The 14129-nt window shown below is 60.5% G+C and carries 11 protein-coding genes; 1 reads left to right on the top strand and 10 read right to left on the bottom strand.

The annotated features are described in order from the left end of the window. The first annotated feature begins 70 nt into the window (after positions 1–70). Entirely contained in the window at positions 71–784 is a 714-nt protein-coding gene (locus GTU76_RS30590) for a methyl-accepting chemotaxis protein (RefSeq protein ID WP_371850961.1), read from the top strand. Between the two features lie 147 nt (positions 785–931). Here the strand turns inward: GTU76_RS30590 and GTU76_RS11920 are convergent, their stop codons facing one another. The 10 genes from GTU76_RS11920 to hutH all read right to left on the bottom strand — a co-directional run bounded on the left by GTU76_RS11920 (position 932) and on the right by hutH (position 14126). After that, positions 932–1666 carry an ATP-binding cassette domain-containing protein gene (locus GTU76_RS11920; protein ID WP_016984608.1) on the bottom strand — a complete coding sequence of 245 codons (735 nt, stop codon included), beginning with the start codon at positions 1664–1666 and terminating at the stop codon, positions 932–934. Next, positions 1659–2618, bottom strand: a complete 960-nt coding sequence (locus GTU76_RS11925; RefSeq protein ID WP_180698688.1) for an amino acid ABC transporter permease — start codon at positions 2616–2618, stop codon at positions 1659–1661. The genes GTU76_RS11920 and GTU76_RS11925 overlap by 8 nt, the downstream gene beginning before the upstream one ends. 129 nt (positions 2619–2747) lie before the next feature. Beyond that, positions 2748–3545, bottom strand: coding sequence for a transporter substrate-binding domain-containing protein (locus GTU76_RS11930; protein WP_016984610.1), 798 nt, complete (start codon positions 3543–3545; stop codon positions 2748–2750). A gap of 376 nt (positions 3546–3921) precedes the next feature. Next, positions 3922–6492 (bottom strand): glucans biosynthesis glucosyltransferase MdoH, encoded by a 2571-nt coding sequence (gene mdoH, locus GTU76_RS11935; RefSeq protein ID WP_016984611.1) that lies wholly within the window; start codon positions 6490–6492, stop codon positions 3922–3924. Beyond that, positions 6485–8266 (bottom strand): glucan biosynthesis protein G, encoded by a 1782-nt coding sequence (locus GTU76_RS11940; protein WP_174244426.1) that lies wholly within the window; start codon positions 8264–8266, stop codon positions 6485–6487. The genes mdoH and GTU76_RS11940 overlap by 8 nt, the downstream gene beginning before the upstream one ends. 305 nt (positions 8267–8571) lie before the next feature. Beyond that, a complete protein-coding gene (gene dtd, locus GTU76_RS11945) occupies positions 8572–9009 on the bottom strand; it encodes a D-aminoacyl-tRNA deacylase (RefSeq protein WP_007909321.1) in 438 nt (145 codons plus the stop codon). Continuing rightward, positions 9006–9977: a prolyl aminopeptidase gene (gene pip, locus GTU76_RS11950; RefSeq protein WP_008080611.1), complete on the bottom strand. Its 972-nt coding sequence runs from the start codon at positions 9975–9977 to the stop codon at positions 9006–9008. Before pip ends, dtd begins: the two co-directional genes overlap by 4 nt. Before the next feature lie 243 nt (positions 9978–10220). Continuing rightward, positions 10221–11024, bottom strand: coding sequence for an N-formylglutamate deformylase (gene hutG, locus GTU76_RS11955; protein WP_180698689.1), 804 nt, complete (start codon positions 11022–11024; stop codon positions 10221–10223). A gap of 10 nt (positions 11025–11034) precedes the next feature. Continuing rightward, positions 11035–12240, bottom strand: a complete 1206-nt coding sequence (gene hutI / locus GTU76_RS11960) for an imidazolonepropionase (RefSeq protein ID WP_180698690.1) — start codon at positions 12238–12240, stop codon at positions 11035–11037. A 353-nt stretch (positions 12241–12593) separates the two neighbouring features. Continuing rightward, positions 12594–14126, bottom strand: coding sequence for a histidine ammonia-lyase (gene hutH, locus GTU76_RS11965; RefSeq protein ID WP_180698691.1), 1533 nt, complete (start codon positions 14124–14126; stop codon positions 12594–12596). Positions 14127–14129 lie beyond the last annotated feature (3 nt).

Here is a 14129-nt window from a genome sequence, read left to right on the forward strand (position 1 = left end):
GGCGGTGACCGAGCAGACCAGTGCCGGGGTCAATAATCAGAAAATCGAGACCGATCAAGTCGCCACGGCCATGAACGAAATGGCCGCCACCGTGCAGGAAGTCGCGCGCAACGCCGAGGAAGCGTCCGAAGCCGCCGTCGCCGCCGACCAACAGGCGCGCGAAGGCGACAAAGTGGTGGGCGAAGCGATCGCGCAGATCGAGCGTCTGGCCGTTGAAGTGGGTCACTCCACCGAGGCCATGGGCGAACTCAAGCGCGAAAGCGACAAGATCGGCAGCGTCCTCGACGTGATCAAATCCGTGGCCCAGCAAACCAACCTGCTGGCCCTCAACGCAGCCATCGAGGCCGCGCGTGCCGGTGAGGCCGGGCGTGGGTTTGCCGTGGTTGCCGACGAAGTGCGCAGCCTCGCCCAGCGCACGCAAAAATCCACCGAAGAGATCGAAGAGCTGATCGTCGGCCTGCAAAACGGCACCCAGCAAGTGGCGACGATCATGGACAACAGCCGCACCCTGACCGACAGCAGCGTCGAGCTGACCCGTCGTGCCGGTGGTTCGCTGGAAAGCATTACGCGCACCGTGTCGGCGATTCAAGCGATGAACCAACAGATTGCGGCAGCGGCCGAGCAGCAGAGCGCAGTGGCTGAAGAGATCAACCGTAGCGTGCTGAATGTGCGGGATGTGTCCGATCAGACATCGGCGGCGAGTGAAGAGACGGCGGCTTCCAGTGTTGAGCTGGCGCGGCTGGGCACGCATCTGCAGATGCTGGTGGGTCGATTCAAGGTTTGAAGTGATTCATCGGCCTCGGCTCACTGTGGACCGGGGTGATGCCATTCGCGAGCAGGCTCGCTCCCACATTGGACCGCGTCCGCCTGGACTACTCGGTCAACTGTGGGAGCGAGCCTGCTCGCGAAGGCGTCCTGAGAGACGCCGAAACTACAAGACCTGACGTAAGAAGGCCTGGGCGCGCGGATCCTTCGGTGCATCAAAGAACGCTGCCGGCGCGGCATCTTCCAGCAACTTGCCGTGATCGAAAAACAACACCCGATCCGCCACTTCCCGGGCGAAGCCCATTTCGTGGGTGACACAGACCATGGTCATGCCTTCCACGGCCAGGTTTTTCATCACGTCCAACACCTCTCCGACCATCTCCGGGTCGAGCGCCGAGGTCGGCTCATCGAACAACATCACCTTCGGCTCCATCGCCAGCGCCCGGGCAATCGCCACCCGTTGCTGTTGTCCGCCGGAAAGGCGTGACGGAAACTCGTTGGCCTTCTGTGCGATACCGACCTTTTTCAGCAACTCCATCGCCTTGGCCTCGCGCTCTTTCTTGCCGCGCTTGCGCACGACTTTTTGCGCCAGACAGAGGTTTTCCAGCACGGTCATGTGCGGGAACAGGTTGAAATGCTGGAAGACCATGCCGACTTCGCGGCGGTAGGCGTTGACGTCGGTTTTCGGGTCGGCCAGTTGCAGGCCGTCGATGCTCACCGAGCCGGAATCGAATTCTTCCAGGCCATTGAGGCAGCGCAGGAAGGTCGACTTGCCGGAACCCGACGGGCCGATCACCACCAGCACTTCGCCCTTGGCTACCGTGGTGCTGACGTTATCCACCGCGCGTACCACTTGCCCACGGGTGTCGAAGACTTTTACCAGATCGCGGACTTCAATCACTTTGCGCGAGCCTCCGCTCAAGCCGGCTGGCGATTTTCGACAGCGGCAGGTTGATCAACAGGTACAGACCGGCGACGCAGAACAGAATCTCGAACGGCGAGAACGAGGTGGTGATGACTTCACGGCCGCTTTTCAGCAGCTCGGTGATGGCAATCACCGACACCAGCGAAGTGTCCTTGACCAGACTGATGAACTGCCCGGCCAGCGGTGGCAGCACGCGTTTGAATGCTTGCGGCAGCACCACGTGGCGCATCGACTGGCCGGCGCTCAGACCGAGCGAGCGCGCCGCTTCGTTCTGGCCACGGGCAATCGATTGCACGCCGGAACGGATGATCTCGGCCACGTAGGCACCGGTGAACAGCGACAGCGCGGCAATCCCGGCGAACTCGCGGGACAGGTTCATCACCGTGCCGATGAAGAAATAGAAAATGAAAATCTGCACCAGCAGCGGCGTACCGCGCACCAGTTCGACGTAAATGGTCGAGAGGTCGCGCAGGGTCGGGTTGCTCGACAGACGGCAGAGGCCGGTGACCAGACCGATCAGCAACCCGAGAATCCCGGACACCACCGACAGCCACAGCGTTGTCCATAGCCCCCACAACAGCGGCCCTGCCGCCCAATGTCGAGTGACACCCACGACGTCACCTTCAGCGACATCGTCGCCCTGAGCGAATTGCAGGCTGTTCTCGTCGACGGTCAGGTGCTGCTCGTCACCGGCGTCGTTGCGCAGGGTGACAACAGCGCTGCCGCCCTTGCGCACCAGTTCGGTGACAGTGGAGATGTCGGTGGCACGCTGGGTTTCTTCCGCCTGATAGGCGAAGTACTGCGGCACGCGGTTCCAGCGCCATTCGTAGGACATCAGCGACGTCGCGTAATACAACGCGCCGGCCAGGCCGACCAGCACCAGCACGGTGAGGACGTGCCAGGGCCATTGGGCTTTTTTATGTTTCATTGCAGGTTCCGGATTTTGTGTTGCTCTGGAGGGCCCCTTCGCGAGCAAGCTCGCTCCCACAGGAGAATGCATTCCAATGTGGGAGCGAGCTTGCTCACGAATGGGGCGACTCGGTCTATCTGACCGGGCTTATTCCATGTCCTTGAGCCACTCGGTGCTCTTGAACCACTTGTCATGGATGCGATCGTAGGTGCCGTCTTCGTGGATCTGGTGCAGGAAGTTATTGATGAAGTTGAGGCTGTCGTAGTCACCCTTCTTCAGACCGAAGGCCAAAGGCTCGTAGGTGAACGGCTTGTCGAGGAACACCAGTTTGCCAGCGCCGACCTTGGTCACCGCGACAACGTTGTACGGCGCGTCGTAGATAAAGGCGTCAGCCTTGCCATTGACCACGTCGAGCACGGCTTCCTGCTCGTTGTCGTAGCCGTGGTACTTGGCTTTGGAGATCAACTTCTTGGCGACCATTTCACCGGTGGTGCCGAGCTTGGAGGTGATGCGGTAGTCGGCGGTGTTCAGGTCTTTGTAGGACTTGATGGTGGCTTCCAGCTCCTTGCGGATCAGCAGGGTCTGGCCGACCACGATGAACGGTTCGCTGAAGTTCAGGCGCAGGTTGCGTTCCTGAGTCAGGGTCATGCCGCTGCCGATCATGTCGAACTTGTCGGTCATCAGCGCCGGGATGATGCCGTCGTAACCGGTGGAAACCAGTTCCAGCTTGACGCCCATGGCCTTGGACATGGCTTTGAGGATGTCGACTTCGAAGCCGATGATTTCGCCGCGCTTGTTGGTCATTTCGAACGGCATGTAGGTCGGATCCATACCGACTTTCAACGTGCCGCGCTTGACCGCGTCATCGATTGCGCCAGCCTGCGCCGCATTGACTGCAACCAGTGCCGTGACGCCGACCAGCAGCATCGACAGATACTTCTTCATCTTCAAGTCCCCAAAACCATTGCGTGTGCGGCGCGAAAACCAACAGAGGCAGGCAAAAAAGCCCGGGTGCGCCAATTCGGGGACGGATGCTAACGCACTCGTTTTTTTGCACAAGGTTTAATGGACGATTTGTTTAACAATCAAGAGCTGACCCTCACCCCAGCCCTCTCCCCGAGGGAGAGGGAGCCGACCGGGTTGTCTTGCGCTCGACATCGACCTGAAAGATCCAGTCGATTATGGATTCAATACAGCAGGATCAGGTCGGCGTACCTTTGAAGCATCCCCCAATCAGTCCCCTCTCCCTTTGGGAGAGGGCTAGGGTGAGGGGCTTTTCAGCAGGCCAAAAAAAACCCCGCAACATCGCGGGGTTTCTTCATCAGGCCGGTTGCGCCTGCAAACTCACCGGTCGCAGCGGCAGCAACGGCGCATGCGGATCGGCTTTCACCGAAGCGCGCCAGGCATCCAGCCACTCGGCATGACCTTCGGCCCAGACCTGCTCATGCAGACGCGCCAGCGCCACAGGGTCGCTAAGCAATTGCAGGCGATCATGGTTATTCAGCCCGGCCGGGCCAACCTTGATCGCGTGACGCACACGTTCCTGACGCAGCCACTCGATCGGCTCGGCCTGGCCGTGACGCGAAGTCGCCAGCGAGCACGCCAAAGCGTTCTGCTGTGGATCGACCACCGCGCGGACGAAGCCGTCGTTGAGGGCGTGGTAACGATTTTCGTGAGTGTACTGATCGGTCGCCAGCAGCGCCTGTGGCGGATTGTATTCCTCAGGGATGAGGAACAGGCTCTCGTCACGGGACTTCAGGCCCAGACCGACACGGCTGGAGATCACCGACACCGGGATCGACAGCATCAGCGAACCGACGATCGGCACCAGCCACCAGAGGAAGCTCGGGTTCAGCCAGATCACCAGCAGCGCCCAGCAGAAGCCCAGCAGGGTCTGCGGGCCGTGGCGTTTGACCGCTTCGCTCCAAGGCGTCGAGTCGTCGTCACGTTGCGGCGAGTTCCAGGTCGCGGCCCAGCCGAGGAACGCGGCGAGGACGAAACGAGTGTGGAAAATCATCCGCACCGGCGCCAGCAGCATGGAGAACAGCATCTCCAGCAGCATCGACAGGGTCACCTTGAACTTGCCGCCGAACTCTTTCGCGCCCTTGGCCCAGATCAGGATGATGCTGAGCAGTTTCGGCAGGAACAGCAGCACGATGGTCGTCGAGAACAGCGCGATCGCCTTGTCCGGGTGCCATTGTGGCCACAGCGGATAGAGCTGACGCGGTTCGAGGAAGTACTGCGGCTCCATCAGCGTGTTCACCGCCAGCAGCGCGGTCGACAGCACCAGGAAGAAGAACCACAACGGCGCCGACAGGTACGACATCACGCCGGTGAGAAACACCGCGCGGTGCACCGGGTGCATGCCTTTGACCAGGAACAGACGGAAGTTCATCAGGTTGCCGTGGCACCAGCGACGGTCACGCTTGAGTTCGTCGAGCAGGTTCGGCGGCAGTTCTTCGTAGCTGCCCGGCAAGTCGTAGGCAATCCACACGCCCCAACCGGCACGGCGCATCAACGCGGCTTCAACGAAGTCGTGGGACAGAATCGCACCCGAGAACGCGCCTTTACCCGGCAACGGCGCCAAGGCGCAGTGGTCGATAAACGGCTTCATGCGGATGATCGCGTTGTGACCCCAGTAGTGGGATTCACCCAACTGCCAGAAGTGCAGACCGGCGGTAAACAGCGGGCCGTAAACACGGGTCGCAAACTGCTGCATGCGCGCATACAGGGTGTCCATGCCCGACGCACGCGGCGCGGTCTGGATGATCCCGGCGTCCGGCGTGGCTTCCATCAAGCGCACCAGACTGGTCAGGCACTCGCCGCTCATCACCGAGTCAGCGTCGAGCACGACCATGTACTTATAGTCACCGCCCCAACGACGGCAGAAGTCGTCGAGGTTGCCGCTCTTGCGTTTCACACGACGACGGCGGCGGCGATAGAAGATCTTGCCGAAACCTTTGGCTTCGCGGCAGACGTCCAGCCAGGCCTGTTGCTCGGCGACGCAGATGTCGGTGTCATTACTGTCGCTGAGAACGAAGAAGTCGAAACGGTCCAGATCACCAGTGGCGGCGACCGATTCGAACGTTGCCCGCAGACCGGCGAATACGCGCGGTACGTCTTCGTTGCAGATCGGCATCACCAGCGCGGTACGCGCGTCTTTGGCAATCGGCTCGTTGCCGGCGCTTTTGCCGGAGATACGGTATTTATCGTGACCGGTGAGCAACTCGAGGAAGCCCATCAGCGCCGTCCAGAAACCGGCAGAAACCCAGCAGAACAGAATCCCGAACAGAATCAGAATGCTGGTTTGCAGCGCATACGGCAGCACTTGCGTGGCGGTTTGCAGCAGCGGCTGGTGCAGGACTTCTTCCAGATCAACGAACGACCAGCCCTGGTACGGCATGATGCCTTTCATGTACCAGCCGGCGACGATGGTCTGGCCAAGCATCAGCAGCAACAGAATGTAGCGGCGGATCGAGCCGACGGTGCGCCAGCGCGCGGCCGGCAAGACGTTTTCGTCTTTCGGCGGCTGCGGCGGGTTGGTGCGACCGGTCATACGGCGCCAGCCACGCACCAGAATATTGGTGCGCCACGGCTCCGGCACGACTTTGGTCCGACGGATCGGCGGCGTCGCCTTCATGCTGACGCGACCGCTGGCGTCGAGCACCAGCATTTCCGCGTCTTCAAGTTCTTCGGCAGTGCTCAGGATCAGGCGCTTGCCCACCGAAGCCTGGGCGGCTTCGGCAGGTGCGTCGAATGTCGAGGACGACAGGCGTTCATGCAACTCGCTGAACGACTGGCAGCCCGCGAGTTCCGCGCGCTGCTCGTCGGTCATCGGCAGATGCGCCAGATACTCGGACAGAGTCTCTGGCTGTACTTGTGAGTTACTCATCGGCAGGCAACTGATAGCTCCAGGTCTCGGTCAGGACTTCTTCAGTCGGCGCCGATTCCGGTGTGGCTGGGGCCGCGTCGGCAGCAACTGGCTGCTTGGCGTCTTTGTTGGCCTTGTCCTTGGCATCTGCAGCTGGCTTGGCGTCGGCCTGTTTGGCCTCGGCTGCCTTGGCTTCCTTGTCGATTTTCTCTTGTTGCTTGGCGGCAACCTTGTCGGCCTTGGCGACGGACGAGTTGGACGCCGGTACCGATTTCGCCAGATCAGCGGTCACGACCGGCTGCACCAGAGCGGCACGCATCTCGGTCGACTTGCTCGCGTCCTTGATTTTCATCCGCAGGGTCAAGCGCCAGCCCTTGGTTTCCGGGTTGTAGCGCACGCTGTTCTCAACCAGTTCGGCGTTGTCGCCGACACTGACCTGACTGCGCACGTCGGCATCCGGAGTCAGTGCCGCCAGCGATGGACCTTCGAAGTCGACCAGATAGGCAACGCTGCCGTCCGGCTGACGGATCAGGTTCGATTGCTTGACGTCACCGGTCGAACGCAGAGTCTGCGATACCCAGGCGCTGTCCGGCGCATGAATCGCCGCTTCGTCCATGGTCCAGTGCATGCGGTAAGCGAAGTCCAGTGGCTGGCCCGGCTCCGGCATTTTTTCCGGGCTCCAGAACGCAACGATGTTGTCGTTGGTTTCGTCGGCGGTCGGAATTTCTACCAGATCAACGGTGCCTTTGCCCCACTCGCCCTTCGGCTCGATCCAGGCGCTTGGGCGCTTGTCGTAGCGGTCGTCGAGGTCTTCGTAATGGCTGAAGTCGCGGCCACGTTGCAGCAGACCGAAACCACGCGGGTTCTCGACGCTGAAGTTGCTCACGGCCAGGTGTTTCGGGTTGTTCAACGGGCGCCAGATCCACTCGCCGTTGCCGGCATGGATCGACAGACCGCTGGAGTCGTGCAGTTCACGACGGTAGTTGAGGACTTTCGACGGCTGGTTGGCGCCGAACAGGAACATGCTGGTCAGCGGCGCGATGCCCAGTTTGCCGACCTTGTCACGCAGGAACATCTGCGCCTTGACGTCGACAATGGTGTCGCTGCCCGGACGCAGGATCAGACGGTAGGCACCGGTAGCGCGCGGCGAATCCAGCAGGGCGAAGATCACCAGGTGCTTGTCACCTGGCTTCGGCTGTTGAATCCAGAATTCGCGGAAACGCGGGAATTCTTCGCCCGACGGCAGCGCGGTATCAATCGCCAGACCACGCGCCGAGAGGCCGTAGGTGTGGCCCTTGCCGACAACGCGGAAGTAACTCGCGCCGAGCATGGTCATGATTTCGTCTTGCTTGTCGGCCTTGTTGATCGGGTAAAGCACACGGAAACCGGCATAACCCAGTTGTTCGGTGGCTTTCGGATCGAATTTCAGGTCGCCGAAATCGAAGCGCGTCGGATCGTATTTGATCTCTTCGACGGTGTTCGCCGTGATTTCGTTGATTTTCACCGGTGTATCGAAGTGCATACCCTGGTGATAGAAGGACAGTTTGAACGGGGTCTTCTGATCAGCCCACTCAGCCTTTTCGGTGAGGAAGCGGATTTTCTGATAGTCCGCGAATTTCATGTCGCGGAATTCGTTCGGCAGGTTGCTGCGCGGGGCTTCGAATTTCTGCCCGGCCAGCTCTTTGGCCTTGGCCGATACATCGTCAAGATTGAACGCCCAAAGCTGACCGGCGCTGAGCAGGCACAGGAGCGCCGAACCCGCTACCAGGGCACTTCGCATGCGTTTGGCAGACATTTTTGCTGCATTACAGGGACTAACAATCACGAGCAACCCTCGCCGAAAACAGATCAATAAACCAACGGCCAGCTATCTATATGCCAGGTTGGCGAGCATTGTTCCGACTCCGTTGGGGCAAAATGATTCCCCAATCGGATCCAGACAAGTCTCTACCTAAGTCAAAAATGAACCAGCGAGCGCTGATCCCAGTGCGCGCGATTATCTAGTAGCCCGCATGACAACGCATCAGGGGTAACAAAGTATTTATCGCGAAAACACCTTAAAAACAGTCGAAATTTCCTAAAAAGGTGTTTCAAGCGCTTTCAGGTCTGTAACAAAAAGGTAACCGGGCCATCGTTGACCAAATGCACCTGCATATCGGCGCCGAATCTACCTGATGCCACAGTGCCATGCACCTGTTTCGCACTGCTTAATAGATAGTCGAACAATTCCTCGCCCAACGCGGGAGGCGCTGCCGTCGAAAAGCTCGGGCGCAACCCGCTTTTGGTGTCGGCAGCCAGGGTGAACTGAGAGACCAGCAGCAACCCGCCACCGACATCGGCGAGGGACAAGTTCATCTTGCCCTCCGCATCACTGAATACCCGATAGTTAAGCAGCTTATGCAGAAGTTTGTCGGCGCTGGTACGCGTGTCGTCGGGTTCGACCGCCACCAGCACCAACAAACCGTGATCTACCGCGCCGACGACTTCGCCTGCCACTTCAACCCGCGCACCGCGAACGCGCTGTAAAAGCCCCTTCATGCTTCTTCGGGCGGCAGATCGAGCAGGCGCCGGGCCATGTTGCCCGCGGCGCGCACCAGCGCATCGGTGATGCCCGGCTCGGAAGCAGCATGGCCAGCATCGCGAATCACCTGCAGTTCGCTGTTCGGCCAGGCCTGGTGCAATTCCCACGCATTGTCGAGCGGGCAGATCACGTCATAGCGACCGTGAATGATCACCCCCGGCAGATGGGCGATCTTGCCCATGTCGCGAATCAGCTGGTTCGGCTCAAGGAAGGCGTTGTTGGTGAAGTAATGGCATTCGATCCGCGCAATCGACAGCGCGCGCTGCGGCTCGGAGAAGCGATCGACCACCAGCGGGTTCGGACGCAGGGTTGCAGTGCGCCCTTCCCAGGTCGACCAGGCTTTGGCCGCGTGCATCTGCGCAATCTGGTCGTTGCCGGTCAGACGTTTGTGGAAAGCGCTGAGCAGGTCATCACGCTCGTCCAGCGGGATCGGCGCGATGTAGTCCTGCCAGTAATCGGGGAACAGACGGCTGGCACCGGCCTGATAGAACCACTCGATTTCCTGCGGACGGCAGAGAAAGATCCCACGCAGGATCAGGCCGTGAACGCGCTCAGGGTGGGTTTGCGCGTAGGCCAGCGCCAGGGTCGAACCCCACGAGCCGCCAAACAGCACCCATTTGTCGATGCCCAGATGTTTGCGGATGCGCTCAAGGTCAGCGACCAGATCCCACGTCGTGTTGTTCTCGAGGCTGGCGTGCGGGGTGGAGCGACCGCAGCCGCGCTGGTCGAAGGTGACAATGCGATAGAGGTTCGGATCGAAATAGCGACGGCTCTGCGCGTCGCAACCGGCGCCGGGACCGCCGTGGATGAACACAACCGGCAAACCCTCCGGTGAACCGCTTTCGTCGACATACAGCGTATGGGTGTCATCGACAGCCAGATCGTGCCGGGCGTGAGGTTTGATCTGCGGAAACAAAGTCTGCATTGCGCGCTCCGTAAGGGGTCGAGGTCATCCCTGGGGGGACTTCTATTATTCTGCCGTTGGGCATCATAAACCCGATTTACGTCAATGAGCATGCTCCAGCGCAGTCACCGTTTGTCAGCCATAAACTTCGCAGGCTGTACACACTCCTGTGGGAGCGAGCCTGCTCGCGAAAGCGGCGTGTCATTCAACGTAGATGTTGGCTGAACGGACGCCTTCGCGAGCAGGCTCGCTCCCACAAGGGGGTTATGCGGTGTAGTGAGACTTTGCCCAGGCCAGATAGCCCTGCAGCAATTCCTTTAGTACCACCCGCGTCGGCTCGGCCAGGTCGGGGCGGTAGCGGAACGGTTCGAACTCTTCCATGTAGGTGCTCTGGCACAACTCCAGTTGCACCGCATGGATGTTCTCGGTCGGGTTGCCGTAATGGCGGGTGATGTGGCCGCCCTTGAAGCGGCCGTTGAGCACGTGACTGTAATCAGCGTGGCACGCGCAGATCGCTTCCAGTTGCGCGGCCAGTTGTGGATCGCAACTGGCGCCATTGAAGGTGCCGAGGTTGAAGTCCGGCAGTTTGCCGTCAAAAAGATGCGGGATGATCGAGCGGATCGAATGCGCATCGAACAGCAGCGCGTAACCGAACTCGGCTTTCAGTCGTGCCAGCTCTTCTTGAAGTGTGCGGTGATATGGTGTCCAGATCTGCTCAAGGTAAGTCGCGCGCTCTTCTTTCGACGGCTCGAGCCCGTCCTTGAACAATGGGATTCCATCGAACAACGTCGCCGGGTACAGCCCGGTGGTCGCCCCTGCGTACAGCGGTTTGTCGTCGGACGGACGGTTCAGGTCGATGACGAATCGCGAGTACTCCGCCGCCAACGTGCTCGCACCCAACTCTTCAGCAAAATCGTAAAGCTGCGGAATATGCCAGTCAGTGTCCGGCAGGCTTTTCGCGTCCGCGATCAACCCAGCCTCTACTGTCGGGGTCAGGCGCACCCCGGCATGCGGCATGCTGATCAGCAGCGGCACGCGACCTTGTTTGAAGCTCAGAACCTTATCCACAACCGCTCTCCTACAGACTTGATTCGACGCCGTGACGCACGACGCGTTTGTCCAGATCGCCACCCAGCCAATAGGCCAGATCCGCCGGACGATCGATATGCCAGGCAACGAAATCCGCAACCTTGCCGACTTCCAGCGAGCCGTGGGTGGCGGCCATGCCCAGCGCTTGCGCGGCATGAATCGTCGCACCGGCCAGGGCTTCTTCCGGGGTCATGCGGAAACAGGTGCAGGCCATGTTCAACATCAGCCGCAACGACAGCGCCGGCGAGGTGCCAGGGTTGAGGTCGCTGGCGATGGCGATTTTCACTTTGTGTTTGCGCAGGGCTTCCATCGGCGGCAGTTGGGTTTCACGCAGGAAGTAGAACGCGCCCGGCAGCAGCACCGCGACGGTGTCGGCTTCGGCCATGGCGATGGCGTCGGCTTCGTCCATGAATTCCAGGTGATCCGCAGACAGCGCCTTGTAGCGCGCGGCGAGGCTGGAACCGTGCAGCGACGACAGTTGTTCAGCGTGAAGCTTCACCGGCAAACCGAGTTTTTGTGCAGCAATGAAGACGCGCTCGACCTGTTCTGGCGAGAACGCCAGATATTCGCAGAAGGCATCCACGGCATCGACCAGACCTTCGGCAGCCAGAGCGGGCAGCATTTCTGCGCAGATCAGCTCGATGTAATCGTCGGCGCGATCTTTGTACTCCGGTGGCAACGCGTGGGCCGCGAGGCAGGTGCTGCGCACGCTGATCGGCAGCTCTTTTTCCAGGCGACGAATGACGCGAAGGATTTTGCGCTCGTTGGCCAGATCGAGGCCGTAGCCGGATTTCATTTCGACCGTGGTCACGCCGTCGCGCATCAGGCTTTTCAGGCGTTTCGCGGCGCTGGCGAACAGCTCGTCTTCAGTGGCTTCGCGCGTCGCGCGCACGGTGCTGGCGATGCCGCCGCCGGAGGCTGCGATCTCCGCGTAGCTGACACCTTGCAGGCGTTTTTCGAACTCGCCACTGCGGTTGCCGCCGAACACCGTGTGGGTGTGGCAGTCGATCAGGCCGGGAGTGACCCACGCGCCTTGCAGGTCATTGACCGCCGGGTATTCGCCGGATGGCAGTTGATTGCGCGGGCCGATCCACTCGATGAGCGCACCGGACGTCACGATGGCCGCATCCTCGATGATCGAGTAGACGCCTTGCGCCATGGTTGCGACGTGGCAGTGTTGCCAGAGGGTTTTCACTGTTGGCCTCCGTTGGGGCTGGTTTGGTGGGTAGCCTTGAAAAGCCCCTCACCCTAGCCCTCTCCCGGAGGGAGAGGGGACTGACCGGGTTGTTCTGTCGAGGTACACCGACCTGAAAGTCTTGAGCCGAACTCAGGTTCTGAAAACCATGAAGATCGGCTCCCTGCTCTCGCCAGGAAGAAGCAGGACTGACCGGGTTGCTCTGTCGAGGTACATCGACCTGGAAATCTTGAGCCGAACTCAGGCTTTGAAAACCACGAAGATCGGCTCCCTTCCCCCTCTCCCCCTGGGGGAGAGGGCTGGGGTGAGGGGGATCGATTTCACTGACAACAAAGCTCCCCCTGAAAGCCCACTTACAAACTAGGCAAAAGCTTCGCCAGAACCAGCTCAGTCAAACACCGCGAAGCCAGCAATTCAGTCGCCGCATTGATGTCCGGCGCAAAGAAGCGGTCCTTCTCATAGAACGGCACTTCCTTACGCAAAATCGCCCGCGCCTGCTCCAGTTTCGCCGAAGTCTTCAGACCGTTACGCAGATCCAGACCCTGCACCGCCGCCAACCATTCCACCGCCAGAATCCCGCGAGTATTCTCGGCCATTTCCCACAAACGCTTACCCGCAGCAGGTGCCATCGACACGTGGTCTTCCTGGTTGGCCGAGGTCGGCAGGCTGTCCACCGAATGCGGATGCGACAAGGCCTTGTTTTCGCTGGCCAGTGCCGCTGCCGTCACTTGAGCAATCATGAAGCCAGAGTTCACACCACCGTTAGCGACAAGGAACGGCGGCAGTTGCGACATGTGCTTGTCCATCATCAGCGAAATACGGCGTTCGCTCAGCGAGCCGATTTCAGCGATGGCCAATGCCATGTTGTCAGCGGCCATGGCCACCGGTTCGGCGTGGAAGTTACCGCCGGAAATCACATCGCCTTCAGCAGCGAAGACCAGCGGGTTGTCGGAAACGGCGTTGGCTTCAACGGCCAAGACCTCAGCGGCCTGACGGAACTGCGTCAGGCAAGCGCCCATGACTTGCGGCTGGCAGCGCAGCGAGTACGGATCCTGCACTTTCTCGCAGTTCTGGTGCGAATCGGAGACTTCGCTGCGCTCACCAAGCAGATCGCGGTAAGCAGCAGCGGCGTCGATCTGACCTTTCTGGCCACGCGCGGCGTGGATGCGTGCATCGAACGGCGAACGCGAACCCAAGACCGCTTCAACCGTCAGACCACCCAGCGCCAGCGCGCCAGCGAACAAGTCTTCACCTTCAAACAGACCGCGCAGGGCAAACGCGGTGGAAACCTGAGTACCGTTGAGCAGCGCCAGACCTTCTTTAGCCGCTAAAGTCAGCGGCATCAGGCCGGCGACTTTCAGCGCTTCAGTGGCTTCCATCCACTCACCCTTGTAGCGTGCCTTGCCCTCGCCCAGCAGCACCAGCGACATATGCGCCAACGGCGCCAGGTCGCCCGACGCGCCCACCGAACCTTTCAGCGGAATGTGCGGATAGACCTCGGCATTGATCAGCGCAATCAGCGCATCAATCACCACGCGGCGAATACCGGAGAAACCACGGCTGAGGCTGTTGACCTTGAGCACCATGATCAGCCGCACCAGTTCATCGCTGATCGGCACGCCAACGCCGGCAGCGTGAGACAGCACCAGCGAGCGCTGCAGGTTCTCGAGGTCTTCGCTGGCGATGCGGGTCGAGGCCAGCAGGCCGAAACCGGTGTTGATGCCGTACGCGGTGCGGTTCTCGGCGAGGATCTGCTCGACGCAGGCGACACTGGCTTCGATCTGTGCCGAGGCGCTGTTGTCGAGAGTCAGCTTGACCGGGTTCTGGTAGACGTCACGCAGTTGGGCCAGGCTCAGTTGGCCGGGAATCAGGTTCAGCGCAGTCATTTA

It is taken from the genome of Pseudomonas crudilactis (genome assembly GCF_013433315.1).
Classification (GTDB): Bacteria; Pseudomonadota; Gammaproteobacteria; order Pseudomonadales; family Pseudomonadaceae; genus Aquipseudomonas; species Aquipseudomonas crudilactis.

Coding starts and splice junctions, on each gene's coding strand:
- mdoH (WP_016984611.1), bottom strand. CDS start 6,492: ATGAGTAACTCACAAGTACAGCCAGAGACTCTGTCCGAGTATCTGGCG.
- dtd (WP_007909321.1), bottom strand. CDS start 9,009: ATGAAGGGGCTTTTACAGCGCGTTCGCGGTGCGCGGGTTGAAGTGGCA.
- pip (WP_008080611.1), bottom strand. CDS start 9,977: ATGCAGACTTTGTTTCCGCAGATCAAACCTCACGCCCGGCACGATCTG.
- GTU76_RS11930 (WP_016984610.1), bottom strand. CDS start 3,545: ATGAAGAAGTATCTGTCGATGCTGCTGGTCGGCGTCACGGCACTGGTT.
- GTU76_RS30590 (WP_371850961.1), top strand. CDS start 71: ATGAACGAAATGGCCGCCACCGTGCAGGAAGTCGCGCGCAACGCCGAG.
- GTU76_RS11925 (WP_180698688.1), bottom strand. CDS start 2,618: ATGAAACATAAAAAAGCCCAATGGCCCTGGCACGTCCTCACCGTGCTG.
- hutH (WP_180698691.1), bottom strand. CDS start 14,126: ATGACTGCGCTGAACCTGATTCCCGGCCAACTGAGCCTGGCCCAACTG.
- GTU76_RS11940 (WP_174244426.1), bottom strand. CDS start 8,266: ATGTCTGCCAAACGCATGCGAAGTGCCCTGGTAGCGGGTTCGGCGCTC.